Consider the following 16522-nt stretch of genomic DNA (forward strand, 5'->3'; position numbering starts at 1 on the left):
ATTTTAAATTCTATTTTATTAACGACTTTTCTTTTTTTAAATTGTTTCAGTAAAAAAGAAAAAATACTATATCAAAAAAAATGCCATTCTGTAATTCTACAAAATGACATTCTAATTATTAATTTAATTTGCTTACACAAACATTCTTATTACTACAAAAGCAGCAGAACCAACTAAAAAACCAATTAAAGCTAGCCAAGATATTTTTTTAATATACCAGAAGAAATCTATTTTTTCCATTCCCATAGCAACTACACCTGCAGCAGAACCAATTATTAACATACTACCTCCAGTACCTGCAGAAAATGCGATAAAGTGCCATAAAGGATTATCTAAGCTTTCTGAAAACATACCCAAACTAGCCGCAACTAATGGTACATTATCAATAACCGCAGAACCAATTCCTAATAAAATTACCACCAAATCAGAAACTACTGTTCCATCTAATTCGGTTCCAATTAAAGGAATTCCTTGTTTTAAACTATCTGCAAAGTTAAATAAGATCCCTAAAGACTCTAAAGCTGCAACCGCCATTAATATTCCTAAAAAGAATAAAATACTTGGCATTTCTATTTTAGATAAAGAATGATGAACTGGACTATGGTGAGCGCCAGCAGTATGTTCTTCTGCTTGATCTCCTTCTACAGTAGATATTGAAAATTTAGAATTACTGTAAATTTCTGCAAATGTAGCTACCACTGCTAAAGACAACATCATACCAACATATGGCGGTAAGTGCGTAACAGTCTTAAATACAGGCACAAATAAAATAGCCCCTAATCCTAAATACAACATTCGAGCACTATGTATACTCTTTGGTTTCTCAACTTCATTTTCTTCAAAATCTATTTCTCCTTTAAAAGCTTCTAAAAAAGTTGCAATAAAAGTTGGAACTACCATACATAAAAGAGAAGGAATAAATAAATAAGTAAATAACATACCAGTACTTACTTTATCACCTATCCAAAGCATTGTGGTAGTTACATCTCCAATAGGAGAAAAAGCACCACCAGCATTAGCTGCAATAATTGTTAAACCTGCAAACCAAATTCTATCTTCTCTCTTTTTAACTATCTTCTGCAAAATAGAAATTAACACTATTGTTGCTGTTAAATTATCAATAATAGCAGATAAAACGAATGCTAAAATTGCAAACATCCACAGTAGCTTCTTCTTACTTTTAAAATTAACATACCCTTTTATTGTAGAGAAACCGTCAAAATAATCTATTATTTCAACAATTGTCATTGCACCTAATAAAAAAACTAATATTTCTGCCGTTTTACCTAAATGATGTAACAGCGTTTCTTCAACCATATGCAATTTATCATCATGTGTAAAAGAAGCAAAACCTTCTACTAAACCATGATTTGCAGAATCGAACCAGTTAGAAAAATTATCAACCCCTAACGCAACTAACGCCCAACAGACTGCCATCATTATTAAGGCAGGAATTAATTTATCCAATTTTAAATTATGTTCTAGAGTAATAGCTAAATACCCCATTACAAATACAATAATGATTACTGATTCCATAAATATTTATTTTAAATTAGTTGTTTTAACGCAATTTCGAATGCTGTTGAACATATTTTTGTTTTTGAAGCACTCTTTTTAAATGTTCTTTGTAATGCTTTCTTTATAATATTAGATGTATCATCAAATATAGCCTTATCCTGCATTGGCAAATCTACTTTTGCCTCCATTAAATAAGCAAATACTCTAGCAATACCGCAATTAGAAATAAAATCTGGTAATAAACTTAAATGATTATCTGTATACTCCATAATTGGACCAAAGAAAATTTCTTTATCCGCGAAAGGAACATTTGCTCCCGGCGAAATAACCTCTAACCCAGAATCTATCATTTGTTGAACTTGATTTTGAGAAACCAATCTTGAAGCTGCAGCTGGAACAAAAATTTCTGCAGGTAAACTCCAAATTTTATCATTAATCTCATCAAATGAAATCATTTTACTAGAAACCAGCTTATTTCCATCTTTTTCTAAGAATAAATCTGTCATTTCTTTCATAGAAAAACCTTCTTCATTTATAACTCCACCATCTCTATCAATTATCCCTACAACTTTAGCTCCTAATTGAGTTAAATAATAAGCAGCAGCAGAACCTACATTTCCAAATCCCTGAACAATTGCTCTTTTCCCAGCAATTTCACCTCCGTAAATAGTATAATAGTGCTTTACAGCTTCAGCAACCCCATATCCAGTTAACATATCTGCAACTGTGTATTTTTTTGACAAATCAGGAGAGAACTGCTTATCTTCTATCACTTTAATTACACCCATTCTCAACTGGCCAATTCTGTTTATTTTATCAGCTTCGGTAGGTTTAAAATGTCCATTAAAAATACCTTCTTGCGGGTGCCAAACTCCACAGCTTTCTGTAATAGGAATTACATCCTTATCTGCATCTACATTTAAATCTCCACCAGTACCATAATAATGTTTTAACAAAGGAGTTACAGCCTTATACCAACGCTCTAAAACACCTCTTTTTCTCGGGTCATTTGGATCAAAATTAATACCTGATTTCGCTCCACCAATTGCTGGTCCAGAAACAGTAAATTTAACTTCCATTGTTTTTGCCAAAGACAAAACTTCATTTTTATTTAAACCTTTACGCATTCTTGTTCCACCACCGGCAGCACCACCACGCAAAGAATTTATAACTGTCCAACCTTCTGCATCAGTTTCTTGGTCCTTCCAATGAAAAACGATTTCTGGCTGTTTGTTTTCGTATATTTTAAGTAATTCTTTCATTTTTTATTTTTTATGATATTCAACTTTTATTTAATATTATTTTTCAAGCAATTGCATATTCTTCCTAGAAAAGTTAAAGCTGATTCATATTATAAAATGATTTAAATTAGTATAATTTAACTCTAACAAACTTACTGTAAAAAAATGATTGTTCAAATATTTTTATTTCCTATTCGGATAAAATATTTCTCCCGAAGAATGATCTCTAATTGCGCCTGTAACAGAACTTAAACAATTAACCTGATTATCAATACGTAACAAGCCTAAAAAAGCAAAAACTAGAGCTTCTTTAAAGTTAATTATTTTATCTAAAGGTATAATTAAAGTAGCTTTTTTATTTTGATTTATTTTTGAGATTAAGTAGTCATTAAACGCTCCTCCTCCTGTTACTAAAACTTTTGCTCCTTTTGGCAACTCTTTAGCTATTGCCCAGGCAATATGATCTGTATATGTTCGCAACATATCTTTTGACTTTCGTTTTGATGATTCTAATCGTGGAAAAATTTCTTTTTGCACCCATTCTATACCTAGAGATTTAGGTGGTTTTTGCATATAAAAATCTAGCATTCGCATCTCTGCTTCTAACTGCATTAAAAAAGTTCCTGATTTTGCAATATTACCTTTATCATCATAATCCAAACCTAATTCATATGCATATTTATTTAAAACTACATTAACAGCACAAATATCATAAGCAACTCTCTTCCCTTTTTTTGAAAAGAGATATTAGCAAACCCTCCAAGGTTTAAACAATAATCGTATTCCGAAAACAATAATTCATCACCAATTGGAACCAATGGAGCTCCTTGACCTCCTAGTTTAACGTCTTGAGTTCTAAAATCGCAAACTACCTTTTGCCTAGTATTATCTGCTATAATTTGCCCATTTCCCACTTGCAAAGTAACCCCTTTATCAGGTTGATGCAAAATAGTATGCCCATGAGAAGCTATAAAGTCAATTTTCACTATTTGAAACTCACTAATAAACTCATTTATAATTTCACCTAGCAAAATCCCATAATCTGTATCTAATTTTAACAAATCTTCTTTAGCACAATAAACCCCATTCTGCAATCTATCTTTCCAATCATTAGTATAAGAATAGGTTTTAACATAAATGATATCAAAATTTTTAAAATTATTTTCATCAAACTTAACGTAGATTAAATCAATTCCATCCAAAGACGTACCAGACATTAATCCTATTGAAAACACCTCTTTTTTATTCATATATGTAAAATTAACGAAAGTCTATTGAAAATAAGTTACGAAATCGATATCTTTGAGGCCATAAAGTACGAATTTAACAAAAAATATACATGGATTTTAGTTTATCAGAAGAACATATCATGATTCGCGATGCGGCACGTGATTTTGCACAAACCGAGTTACTACCTGGAGTTATCGAAAGAGACAACGCACAAACCTTCCCTAACGAATTAGTTAGAAAAATGGGAGATTTAGGTTTTATGGGAATAATGGTAGACCCAAAATACGGCGGAAGCGGTATGGATGCAATTTCTTACGTATTAATTATGGAAGAATTGTCTAAAATAGACGCATCTGCATCTGTTATGGTTTCTGTAAACAATTCATTGGTTTGTTACGGTTTAGAATCTTACGGTTCTGAAGCACAAAAACAAAAATACTTAACAAAATTAGCAACTGGAGAACAAATTGGAGCCTTTTGTTTATCAGAGCCTGAAGCTGGTTCAGATGCAACTTCTCAATCTACAACTGCAGAAGATAAAGGTGATTATTACTTATTAAACGGAACAAAGAACTGGATAACTAACGGTGGTCGCGCTGGTGTTTATTTAGTAATTGCACAAACGGATAGAGAAAAAGGACATAGAGGAATCAACGCTTTTATCGTTGAACAAGGCATGGAAGGTTTTCACGTTGGTCCTAAAGAAGATAAATTAGGAATTCGCGGAAGTGATACACATACTTTACAGTTTAACGACGTAAAAGTACCTAAAGAAAATAGAATTGGAGAAGACGGATTTGGATTCAAATTTGCTATGAAAACACTTTCTGGTGGTAGAATTGGTATTGCTGCACAAGCCTTAGGAATTGCTGCTGGAGCCTATGAATTGGCTTTAAAATATTCAAAAGAACGTAAAGCATTTGGTACAGAAATCTGTAATCATCAAGCAATTGCCTTTAAATTAGCAGATATGCACACAGAAATTGAAGCTGCAAGAATGTTGGTTATGAGAGCTGCTTGGGACAAAGATCAAGGTAATAATTACGATATGTCTTCTGCAATGGCAAAATTATACGCGTCAAAAGTTGCCATGGAACACACGGTTGAAGCAGTTCAAATTCATGGTGGAAATGGATTTGTAAAAGAATATCATGTTGAACGTTTAATGCGTGATGCAAAAATTACTCAGATTTACGAAGGAACATCAGAAATTCAGAAAATTGTAATTTCAAGAGGTGTTATTAAAGGATAATTTTACACTTTACATAAAGTATCTTAAAATCCATCTTTTTAAAAGGTGGATTTTTTTTGAGGGACGCAACCTTTCTGGTCATACTTTTCTCACCCGCTTTTTTATAAAAACAAAAAGAGCTCAAACAAACGCTTCAATCCATTACAAATGTGTTTTCGCAAACAAAAGTAAAATCTCTTTACTCTCACAAAACAAAAAAAATTGTTTAATAAGATAAGATTACTATAAATCTAATTCAATATTAAAGAGCTGCAAACCAGAAGATGGGGCAATATTTCTCATAAACCCCCTATCATTATCCTCTTTTAAAGAAGCTTCGATAAATTGTAAATCTAAATTCCCTTTTCCAACTTCAAACAAAGTTGCCATCATTAAACGAATTTGATAACGTAAAAACCCTTTTCCTCTTACCTTTAATACATATGAAGTTTCTGGAAAAAAATTAGCTTTTAAAATATCATTTGTCACAATTTCACAAGACTCTATAATTCTTTTAAAAACAGTATACTCACTAGGTTTTGTACAGTATTTATGAAAATAATGCTCACCTGTAAACAAGTTTGCTGCTTTCATCATCAAATCAATATTTAAGTTTTCACCAACATTTACAAGAAAAGGAGCTGCAAAAGGATGATTTTTTTCTCCAAAAGAAAAGTAATAATGATACTCTTTTACCTTATCTACATTAATTACATTAAAACCTCTATCTACTTGTTGTATTGATAACGCTTTAAAGTCAGCAGAAAAATTAGAATTTAAAGACTTTATAAATAAGACTTTATCAATTACGGATTCCGTAAATAACTGTACATAATAACAATTGGCAGAAACTTTAGCATCAGTTCTACCAACACCTATTGTTTTATAATTAACTCCCTCAAAAACAAACGATAGAGACTTATCAACCATATCATGCAACGTTTTTGCATTGGTTTGTTTTTGCCAACCAGAGAATCGAAACCCTAAAAACTGAATCTTTATTATGTAAGAAAATGAGTATTTCACACCTCAAAGATACAATAATTACGTTTTTTTTTACAAAAAGGTCATTTTTATGAATATGTTAAAATTACATATCATTTTTTCGCAAACACCATATTTAAACCCTTTCAAAAACTAAAAAATAATTTTATCTCACTTATACCCCCTTTTTTTTGAGGGTATAAACTTAAAATAATTGTTTTTAAAAACACAACCCCTTGTGTAAATAAATTAAAACAATACATTTGACCCGTTCAAAATAATACAAAATCAATAAAAACTAAAAGGACACTATTATGAAAAAAATTATTTTTACTTTATTATTAGCAACTAGCTTAATAACAAACGGACAAGAAAGTGAAGACAAAGGAACATTTACTTTAAGCGGAACTGTAGATGTATATCATACAAGTAATCTAAAAAATAATTCTCCTGGATCAGTTGGTGTATTATACGGCGGAAGCGGAACTCCAAATGGTTTTGGTTTAGGAATGGTAAATACTATCTTTTCTTACAAAAAAGGTAAAGCTGGTGTTGTAGCAGATTTAGCTTACGGACCAAGAGCCGTTGCTGCAAATGCTTATGAAGGAGCTATTAACCAACTATATGCTTACTACAAAGCATCAGACAAAGTAACTTTAACTTTAGGACAGTTTAACACATTCTATGGGTATGAAGTTATTTCACCTGCTGGAAACTTCAACTATTCAGTTTCTTATTTATTTAATGCAGGTCCATTTTCACACACTGGTGTTAAATTAGATTATGCATCTTCAGAAGATTTATCTTTTATGCTTGCTGTTACAAATCCTCATGGTATTACTGCAGGAGCAAATACAGGAAATGATTATCAATTAGGTTTTCAAACAGGGTATAAAGGACAATACTTTAATTTAGCTTACGGAGCTGACGGATTTGGATTTACAGATGTATTATATTTAGATTACACAGGTGGTTTTGACTTATCTGAAACTTTCTTCTTAGATATAAATGCTGCTTACGCTAATTCTAGTGATGCAGATTCTGGATACCAAGGATTTGCTTTATATCTACAAAATACTTTCTCAAACAAGTTTTCTTTAGGATTTAGACCAGAATTTTTTACAACTACTTCTGGTGCTGGCGACGCTAATGTTTCAGCTTTTACTTTAACAGGTAATTTATCATTAACAGAGAGCTTAAAAATAATACCAGAAATAAGATTAGATTCTTCTAGCGACTTAATTATACCTGGTTTCACTACAGATAAAAGCATGACAGGAGCCACTTTAGCAGCAGTATATTCTTTTTAAAATAACTAATTAAACAATTTAGATCATGAAAAAAATAGAAGCAATAATTAGAAAATCCAAATTTAACGCAGTAAAAGAAGCGTTACACGATGTAGATGTGAATTTCTTTTCTTACTGGGACGTTACTGGGTTAGGAAACGAAAAAGAAGGACATGTATACAGAGGTGTTAGTTACAGTACAAGCGATATACAACGTAGATACTTATCAATAGTTGTAAATGATAATTTCGAACAAATAACTATTGACGCTTTAATAAAATCTGCTGCAACTGGAGAAGTTGGAGATGGTAAAATATTCGTTTCAGATATTACGGAAGCATATCGAATTCGTACAGGTGAAAAGGGTGGTGAAACTTTAAAGAAAATATCAAAATAAAAAAAATGGAATTATTAACAACAAACAATGTATGGATGATGATCTGTACAGCCCTAGTATTCTTTATGCACACAGGTTTTGCATTTTTAGAAATAGGATTAACTAGACAAAAAAATACAATTAATATTTTATTTAAAAACATCTTTATTATTACTGTAGGTTTATTACTGTATTATATTGGAGGTTTCAACTTAATGTATCCTGGTTTTGCAGAGGGTTCAGCTGGTGTTTTAGATTTTGCTGGTTTTGGAATTACAGCTCCAGAAAATGGAATGACTGCTGAATATGCAGATGGAGGTTATACTTGGTGGACAGATTTCTTATTTCAAGGAATGTTTGCTGCTACTGCTGCAACAATAGTTTCTGGTGCAGTTGCAGAAAGAATGAAAATTGGACCTTTTATGATTTTTACAATCATATATGTAGGTTTAGTTTACCCGATAGCTGGATCTTGGAAATGGGGTGGAGGATTTTTAGATCAAATAGGATTCTATGATTTCGCAGGTTCTACATTAGTACATTCTATAGGTGGATGGGCAGCTTTAGTTGCTGTTTGGTTATTAGGCTCTCGAATTGGAAAATTCAAGAACTGTAAACCGCAAGCAATTCCTGGTCACAACATACCACTTGCTACTGCAGGAGTTTTAATTCTTTGGTTAGGTTGGTTTGGTTTTAATGGTGGTTCTGTTTTATCTGCAGATCCAGAATTAACTTCTTTAACATTAGTAACAACTTGTTTAGCTGCTGCTGCTGCTGGTGTTACAGCTGCTTTAGTTTCTTTTTTAAAGTATAAAAACTTAGATTTAACAATGTTTTTAAACGGTATTTTAGGCGGTTTAGTTGGTATAACTGCTGGTGCAGATGTAATGACACCTGAAAGTGCAATTGTAATTGGAGCCATTGCAGGTGCATTAATTGTTTTCGCAGTTGCATTTGTAGATGCAATAAAATTAGATGACCCTGTTGGAGCAATTGCCGTACACTTAATTTGTGGTATTTGGGGAACTTTAGCTGTAGGGATATTTTCTACAAATCCAGAACACACATTCTTAATACAATTAACAGGTGTTGCTTGTTATGCTGCGTTTTGCTTAGTTACTTCTTTCTTAATTATCTTTACTTTAAAGAAAACTGTAGGTATAAGAGTTAGCGAAAAAGAAGAGTTAGAAGGTTTAGACGCCCATGAACATGGTATGAATGCTTACTCAGACTTTCGTTTGAACGATCATTAAAAAAATATTACTATATTTTATTAGAGTCTGTAAATTTAAATATTTTCAGACTCTTTTAGATTTTATGAATTTGACAATTAAATAAGCTATAATTATCATAAATAAATTTTTATTATACTTTTATTCTTTTCATCATAAAAATCTCACTAAAACAACAGTTCAACCAAAGTTTTCTCAATAAAATCCATAGATTTGTACATATAATTTAATAAAACATGGAGAAACAAGGATTATACTTACCAGAATTTGAGCACGAAAATTGCGGTGCTGGTTTTATCTGTAATTTAAATGGAGAAAAGACAAATCAAATTATACATGATGCACTAGAAATTTTAGTAAAATTAGAACATAGAGGTGGTGTTAGTGCCGATGGAAAAACAGGAGATGGAGCTGGTTTATTAATAGATATACCTCACGATTATTTTACTCGTGTTTGTAATTTTTCTATTCCCAAACAAAGAGAGTATGCTGTAGGAATGGTATTTCTTCCGAAAGTTTCTAATCAATATAATTTTTGTAAAACTACTTTTGAGAAAGAAGTAAAAGAACAAGGTCTTTCAATTTTAGGTTGGAGAGAAGTACCTGTTGATTCTTCTCAATTAGGTGAAATTGCTTTAGCCTCTGAGCCAAATATAGAGCAATTTTTTATTGGTAAAACAGAAGAAATAGATGAAGCAACTTTTAAAGCAAAATTATATGCAGCAAGAAAAATTACTGAACATATAATTAGCAACTCAAAAATATCTGAAAGTAGTTATTTTTATGTTCCAAGTTTATCTATAACAACAATTATCTATAAAGGGATAATAATGCCTGAAGATATTGGCCCCTATTATAAAGACTTACAAGAAATAGATTTAGTTACACGTTTAGCGTTAGTTCATCAACGTTTTTCTACGAATACTATGCCTACTTGGGAATTAGCTCAACCATTTCGACACATGTGTCAGAATGGAGAAATAAATACATTACGAGGTAACGTAAGTAGAATGCGTGTTCGTGAAGAGATTATGAAAAGTGATGTTTTTGGACCGCAAATAGACAAACTATTTCCTATAATTTTACCTGGTAAATCTGATTCTGCATCTATGGATATGGTTGTTGAGTTACTTACTCATACAGATAGATCATTACCAGAAATAATGATGATGATGATTCCTGAAGCTTGGGAGAAACATACTACCATGCCTAAAGAGCGTAAAGCTTTTTATGAATACAATGGTTGTATTATGGAGCCTTGGGATGGACCAGCATCTGTGCCTTTTACTGATGGTGATTATATTGGTGCATTGTTAGACCGAAATGGATTAAGACCTTCTAGATATACAGTTACTAAAAGCGGTAGTTTAATTATGTCATCGGAAATTGGTGTTGTAGATGTAGCTCCAGAAGACGTTAAAGAACATGGTAGATTAGAACCAGGAAAAATGTTCTTGGTAGACATGAACGAAGGAAGAATCATCGAAGATGAAGAAATAAAAAGTAAAATTGTTTCAGAAAGACCTTATCAAGAATGGTTAGAAAAAACTCGTTTGCATTTAAAAGATGTTCCTTATACTGGAGATACTTGTCCTATTGAAACTATTGATATTAAAACACGTCAGCGTTTGTTTAATTACACTTTTGAAGATATTCAAGAAGTAATTACTCCAATGGCTCAAGTAGGTAAAGAAGCTTTAGGTTCTATGGGAATAGATACGCCTTTAGCAGTGTTATCCGACAGACCACAATTAATTTCTAACTATTTTAAGCAGTTATTTGCTCAAGTTACAAACCCTCCTTTAGACGGTATTAGAGAAAACATCGTAACTGATATTAGTTTAAATCTAGGAAAAGATAGGAATATATTTAGTATTACTGAAAGACAGTGTAGAAAACTAAGAATTCAAAACCCTGTAATTTCTAATGCAGATTTAGAAAAAATCAGATCTATAGATGTAGAAAGTTTCAAAGCTACAACTATACAAATATTATATCAGAAAACAAAAGGGTTAAATGGTCTAGAAGATGCTTTAGATAACATAATTATTCAAATTGAAAAAGCATTAGAAAATAAGAGTAATTTAATTATTCTTTCAGACAGAGGTGTTAATCAAGAATTGGCGCCAATACCTGCTTTATTAGCCTGTTCCTTTGTAAATCATCAATTAAATCGGTTAAGAAAGCGTTCTTATTTTGATATTATTATTGAATCTGCAGAACCACGTGAACCACATCATTTTGCTACTTTATTTGGGTATGGAGCCAGTGCTATTAACCCATATATGGTAAATGAAATTATTCGAACGCAAGTAAAAGAAGGTTTCATTACAAATATGGATGAGCAAGAAGCAGTTGATAATTTTAATACTGCTATTGGAAAAGGAATCTTAAAAGTGATGAACAAAATAGGAATCTCTACTTTACATTCTTACAGAGGTTCTCAAATTTTTGAAATTGTTGGATTTAATTCACAATTTGTAGAAAAGTATTTCCCATATACAGCTTCAAGAATTGAAGGTATTGGTTTATATGAAATCGAAAAAGAAATTGATCAACGTTATAAGCAAGCATATCCAGATAATCAAATTGATAAAAACTTAGGTTTAAATATTGGTGGAGATTATAGATGGAGAAGAAATGGAGAACGTCATTTATTTAACCCCACTACTGTTTCAAAACTCCAACAAGCTGTTAGATTAAGCGATCAAAAAAGCTATGATGTTTATGCGAAAGCTATTAACGAACAGTCAGAAAGTTTAATGACAATTCGTGGTTTATTTGAATTTGATAATTTAGACCCAATTCCTTTAGATGAAGTAGAACCATGGACAGATATTGTTAAACGTTTTAAAACAGGTGCAATGTCTTATGGATCAATTTCTAGAGAAGCACATGAAAACTTAGCGATTGCAATGAACAGAATTGGTGGTAAATCTAATTCTGGAGAAGGTGGTGAAGACAGAAAGCGTTTTCAAAAAGATATAAATGGAGATAGTAGAAACTCAGCTATTAAGCAAGTAGCATCTGGTCGTTTTGGTGTCACCTCTCATTATCTATCAAATGCCAAAGAAATACAAATAAAAATGGCACAAGGTGCTAAACCTGGAGAAGGTGGACAATTACCTGCTCATAAAGTATTACCTTGGATAGCAAATGCAAGAAACTCTACTCCTTTTGTAGGTTTAATTTCCCCTCCTCCTCATCATGATATATATTCAATTGAAGATTTAGCACAATTAATTTTCGATTTAAAAAATGCAAATCGAGAAGCTAGAATTAATGTTAAATTAGTTTCTGAAGTTGGTGTAGGTACTATTGCTGCAGGTGTAGCAAAAGCAAAAGCAGATGTAGTTTTAATTTCTGGTTATGATGGTGGTACAGGAGCATCACCACTTACATCATTAAAACATGCTGGTTTACCTTGGGAACTTGGTTTAGCAGAAGCACAACAAACATTAGTTCTTAATGATTTAAGAAGTAGAATTGTAGTAGAGTGTGATGGTCAATTAAAAACTGGTAGAGATGTAGCTATTGCTGCATTATTAGGTGCTGAAGAATTTGGATTTGCAACTGCTCCTTTAGTAGCATCTGGTTGTATTATGATGCGTAAATGTCATTTAAATACATGCCCTGTTGGTATTGCAACTCAAGATAAAGAATTAAGAAAAAACTTTAAAGGAACACCAGAACACGTAATTAATTTCTTCTATTACATTGCAGAGGAATTAAGAGCTATTATGGCACAACTTGGTTTCAGAACATTAGATGAAATGGTTGGTCAAACTCATAAAATTAATGCTAATAACGCTATTAATCATTATAAAGCTAAAGGATTAGATTTAACGAGTATATTACACAGACCTACTTCATATAGAAGTATGACTGTTAAGAATACAGAAAGTCAAGATCATAATTTAGAAAGCGTATTAGACTTTACTATATTAAAAGACTCACATAGAGCTTTATATAGGAAAGAAAAAATGAACTTAGTATATCCAATTAAAAATACAGATAGAACAGTTGGTGCAATTGTAAGTAATGAAATTTCAAAAATTTATGGTCATTTAGGTTTACCTGAAGATACATTAAATATCAACTTTACAGGTTCAGCTGGTCAAAGTTTTGGAGCATTTGGAGCTCACGGAATAACATTTACTTTAAATGGTAATACAAATGATTATTTAGGAAAAGGTTTGTCTGGAGCTAAATTAATCATCAAAAAACCAGCAAAAGCAGATTTTTTAGCAGAAAACAATATCATCGTAGGTAACGTTTGTATGTTTGGAGCAGTAGCAGGTCAAGCATATATTAACGGTATAGCAGGAGAACGTTTTGCTGTACGTAATTCTGGTGCAACTGCTGTTGTAGAAGGTGTTGGAGACCATTGTTGTGAGTACATGACAGGTGGTAAAGTAGTTATCTTAGGAAAAACAGGTAGAAATTTTGCTGCTGGTATGAGTGGTGGTATTGCATATGTATACGATCCAGAAAACAAATTTGTTAACGGACTTTGTAATACAGAAACAATCGAATTTGAACCTATCACAGAAGAAGTTGCTGAAGATTTAAAAGCTACTATAGAAAAACACGTTTTATATACTGATAGTAAAAGAGGTGTAGACTTGTTAGAAGATTGGGATACAAGTTTAAAAAACTTTGTAAAAGTAATGCCAACAGAATACAAGAAAGCATTAATACGTTTAGAAACAGAAGAACCAATGTTCGAAGAATTAACAAAAGCATAATGTCATGGGAAAAGTAACAGGATTTAAAGAATTTGAAAGACAGGATGAAAAATATACTTCTGTAAAAGATCGTGTAAAGGATTATAAAGAATTTACGGTACCTCTTTCTGAAAAAGAAATAACAAAACAAGGATCACGTTGTATGGATTGTGGTATTCCTTTTTGTCATAGTGGTTGTCCATTAGGGAATCTTATACCAGATTTCAATCATATGGTACATCAAGGAGAGTGGCAGAAAGCTTCATGGATATTACATTCTACAAATAATTTTCCAGAATTTACAGGTAGATTATGCCCTGCTCCATGTGAACAAGCATGTGTTTTAGGTATTATTGAAGATCCAGTATCTATAGAAAATATAGAAAAAAATATTGTAGAACGTGCTTTTAAAGAAGGATGGATAAAATCGCAACCTCCAAAAAATAGAACAGGCAAAACAGTTGCAGTTGTTGGTTCAGGACCCGCAGGTTTAGCCACAGCACAACAATTAAATAGAGCAGGTCATACAGTTACAGTTTTTGAAAGAGATGATGAAGTAGGTGGATTGTTACGATACGGAATTCCTAATTTTAAATTAGAAAAAGGTATTATAGACAGAAGAGTATCTATTTTAGAAGCAGAAGGAATCATATTTAAAACAAACGTTAATGTTGGTATAAATTATGATGTAAAAGATTTAAAAGCTTTTGATAGTATTGTTTTATGTGGTGGTGCTACAGAAAAACGAAGTTTACCTACTCCCGGTATTGATGCTGATGGTGTAGTTCAAGCAATGGAATTCTTAACACAACAAACAAAAGTCGTGTTTGATAAAGAGGTCAAAGAACAAGTTTTAGCTACTGATAAAAACGTAATAGTAATTGGTGGTGGAGATACAGGATCAGATTGTATTGGTACTTCAAACAGACACGGAGCAAAATCTGTTGTTAACTTTGAAATTATGCCTAAGCCTCCTGGGCACCGTTCACCTACAACTCCTTGGCCTTTTTGGCCTTTAAAATTAAAAACTTCTTCATCTCATAAAGAAGGTGTTGAACGTAATTGGTTAATTAATACGAAGGAATTTGTAAAAGATGAAAACGGAAAATTAATTGCCTTAAAGACAGTTAATGTAGAATGGAAAATGGTTCCAGGTGAAAGACCAAAGTTAATAGAAATAGCAGGTACAGAAAAGACTTGGCCTTGTGAATTAGCTTTGTTAGCTCTTGGTTTTACAGGACCTGAAGACACTTTAGCAAATAAACTTGGTATAGATAGAGATATACGATCAAACTATAAAGCAGAGTATGGAAAATACCAAACAAATGTAAAAAATATTTTTACTGCTGGGGATATGCGTCGTGGGCAATCATTAATTGTTTGGGCTATTTCAGAAGGTAGAGAGGCTGCAAGACAAGTAGACTTATTCTTAATGGGTAAATCAGAGTTACCTTCTAAGGATATTGCTGGAGATTTAGTTGCTATGTAAATGAATCACAATTTTAAATTTTCAAGAACTCATCAGTTAAACTGATGAGTTTTTTTATTAAAAAAATATATAAATTATGTGTAATAACATTTTAAATTTGAAATGATAAAAAATATTTACGTAAATACATTTAACATTCTAACTAATTAAATTTAAAAATTGATATACATTTTCACCTCCAACTTGAGATTTTACACTCAAAGAAAATAAAAAAATAAAAAATAATTAAACTTCATTTATTAATTAATAAAAATACTATAAAATCATTAACGAAAATATAACAGAATATTACATCAACAAAGTAATAATAAATGTTTTTATTAAAGATATCACAAATTAAAGTTTAAATTAATATTAGATATCAAGATAATTTGTTAATTCTCTTTAAAGCATTAGATGCTAAAGAAATTATAGTTTTAGATTATAAAAAAAGCCTCAATTCATAAGAATTGAGGCTTTATAGTCTTGATTGTATCAAGATTAAAGAAAGGCGGCGACCTACTCTCCCACATAAATGCAGTACCATCGGCGCTATTGGGCTTAACTTCTCTGTTCGAGATGGGAAGAGGTGAGCCCCAATGCTATAACCACCCTAAGATTTTAGTGGTTAGTATTTAGTTTTTAGTGATTAGTACAAAGCCTAACTACTATTTCCTAGTGACTAACTACTCTTTAGCTTTTTGCTAAAGTATAAGTTAACATATGGTAAAATAATATCTAAATCATCTAATAAAAAGAGTGTGTCTCTCACCGTTTTGCAACGGTGAGAAGCGTACATAAGTCTATGGGTTATTAGTAATACTCGGCTATGACATTACTGCCTTTACACCTGTATCCTATCAACGTCGTAATCTCCAACGACCCTTTAAAGAAATCTCATCTTGTGGTGGGTTTCGCGCTTATATGCTTTCAGCGCTTATCCCTTCCCGACGTAGCTACTCTGCCATGCTCCTGGCGGAACAACAGATACACTAGAGGTCAGTCCAACTCGGTCCTCTCGTACTAGAGTCAGATCCACGCAAATTTCTAACGCCCACAGCAGATAGAGACCGAACTGTCTCACGACGTTCTGAACCCAGCTCGCGTGCCACTTTAATGGGCGAACAGCCCAACCCTTGGGACCTTCTCCAGCCCCAGGATGTGACGAGCCGACATCGAGGTGCCAAACCCCCCGTCGATATGAGCTCTTGGGGGAGATCAGCCTG

9 protein-coding genes, 2 rRNA genes and 1 pseudogene (1 of these 12 only partly in view) are annotated in these 16522 nt (G+C 32.2%); 6 read left to right on the forward strand and 6 right to left on the reverse strand.

From position 1 onward, the window contains the following. Positions 1–132 precede the first annotated feature (132 nt). From nhaD to N5A56_RS17665, 3 genes and pseudogenes are all read right to left on the reverse strand, one after another. A complete protein-coding gene (gene nhaD, locus N5A56_RS02705; protein ID WP_265726712.1) occupies positions 133–1536 on the reverse strand; it encodes a sodium:proton antiporter NhaD in 1404 nt (467 codons plus the stop codon). Between the two features lie 11 nt (positions 1537–1547). Beyond that, positions 1548–2780 carry a Glu/Leu/Phe/Val dehydrogenase dimerization domain-containing protein gene (locus N5A56_RS02710; protein WP_265726711.1) on the reverse strand — a complete coding sequence of 411 codons (1233 nt, stop codon included), beginning with the start codon at positions 2778–2780 and terminating at the stop codon, positions 1548–1550. A gap of 162 nt (positions 2781–2942) precedes the next feature. Continuing rightward, positions 2943–4009, reverse strand: a pseudogene (locus N5A56_RS17665) (anhydro-N-acetylmuramic acid kinase). A gap of 89 nt (positions 4010–4098) precedes the next feature. Here N5A56_RS17665 and N5A56_RS02720 point away from each other — a divergent pair. After that, a complete protein-coding gene (locus tag N5A56_RS02720) occupies positions 4099–5241 on the forward strand; it encodes an acyl-CoA dehydrogenase (RefSeq protein ID WP_265726710.1) in 1143 nt (380 codons plus the stop codon). A 222-nt stretch (positions 5242–5463) separates the two neighbouring features. On the opposite strand, the gene N5A56_RS02725 is transcribed toward N5A56_RS02720, so the two are convergent. Beyond that, a complete protein-coding gene (locus N5A56_RS02725) occupies positions 5464–6246 on the reverse strand; it encodes a tRNA pseudouridine synthase A (RefSeq protein ID WP_265726709.1) in 783 nt (260 codons plus the stop codon). Between the two features lie 272 nt (positions 6247–6518). On the opposite strand from N5A56_RS02725, the gene N5A56_RS02730 reads away from it, so the two are divergent. From N5A56_RS02730 to N5A56_RS02750, 5 genes are all read left to right on the forward strand, one after another. Next, positions 6519–7514 (forward strand): outer membrane beta-barrel protein, encoded by a 996-nt coding sequence (locus tag N5A56_RS02730; RefSeq protein WP_265726708.1) that lies wholly within the window; start codon positions 6519–6521, stop codon positions 7512–7514. Between the two features lie 25 nt (positions 7515–7539). Then, the gene (locus N5A56_RS02735) at positions 7540–7890 is read left to right on the forward strand and encodes a P-II family nitrogen regulator (protein WP_265726707.1); all 351 of its coding nucleotides are present in this window, start codon (positions 7540–7542) and stop codon (positions 7888–7890) included. 5 nt (positions 7891–7895) lie between these two features. After that, the gene (locus N5A56_RS02740) at positions 7896–9122 is read left to right on the forward strand and encodes an ammonium transporter (RefSeq protein WP_265726706.1); all 1227 of its coding nucleotides are present in this window, start codon (positions 7896–7898) and stop codon (positions 9120–9122) included. A gap of 215 nt (positions 9123–9337) precedes the next feature. Continuing rightward, the gene (gene gltB, locus N5A56_RS02745) at positions 9338–13849 is read left to right on the forward strand and encodes a glutamate synthase large subunit (protein WP_265726705.1); all 4512 of its coding nucleotides are present in this window, start codon (positions 9338–9340) and stop codon (positions 13847–13849) included. Positions 13850–13853: 4 nt separating this feature from the next. Beyond that, positions 13854–15317 (forward strand): glutamate synthase subunit beta, encoded by a 1464-nt coding sequence (locus N5A56_RS02750; protein ID WP_265726704.1) that lies wholly within the window; start codon positions 13854–13856, stop codon positions 15315–15317. 485 nt (positions 15318–15802) lie between these two features. On the opposite strand, the gene rrf is transcribed toward N5A56_RS02750, so the two are convergent. Continuing rightward, positions 15803–15912 (reverse strand): 5S ribosomal RNA (gene rrf / locus N5A56_RS02755). Positions 15913–16089: 177 nt separating this feature from the next. Beyond that, positions 16090–16522, reverse strand: a 23S ribosomal RNA gene (locus N5A56_RS02760) (it continues 2445 nt past the right edge of the window).

It is taken from the genome of Polaribacter ponticola, assembly GCF_026191475.2.
In the GTDB taxonomy this organism is placed as follows: Bacteria; Bacteroidota; Bacteroidia; order Flavobacteriales; family Flavobacteriaceae; genus Polaribacter; species Polaribacter ponticola.

What these genes read in the sequence shown, in the direction of transcription:
- nhaD (WP_265726712.1), bottom strand. Translation starts at nt 1,536, where the DNA reads ATGGAATCAGTAATCATTATTGTATTTGTAATGGGGTATTTAGCTATT.
- N5A56_RS02710 (WP_265726711.1), bottom strand. Translation starts at nt 2,780, where the DNA reads ATGAAAGAATTACTTAAAATATACGAAAACAAACAGCCAGAAATCGTT.
- N5A56_RS02720 (WP_265726710.1), top strand. Translation starts at nt 4,099, where the DNA reads ATGGATTTTAGTTTATCAGAAGAACATATCATGATTCGCGATGCGGCA.
- N5A56_RS02730 (WP_265726708.1), top strand. Translation starts at nt 6,519, where the DNA reads ATGAAAAAAATTATTTTTACTTTATTATTAGCAACTAGCTTAATAACA.
- N5A56_RS02735 (WP_265726707.1), top strand. Translation starts at nt 7,540, where the DNA reads ATGAAAAAAATAGAAGCAATAATTAGAAAATCCAAATTTAACGCAGTA.
- N5A56_RS02740 (WP_265726706.1), top strand. Translation starts at nt 7,896, where the DNA reads ATGGAATTATTAACAACAAACAATGTATGGATGATGATCTGTACAGCC.
- gltB (WP_265726705.1), top strand. Translation starts at nt 9,338, where the DNA reads ATGGAGAAACAAGGATTATACTTACCAGAATTTGAGCACGAAAATTGC.
- N5A56_RS02750 (WP_265726704.1), top strand. Translation starts at nt 13,854, where the DNA reads ATGGGAAAAGTAACAGGATTTAAAGAATTTGAAAGACAGGATGAAAAA.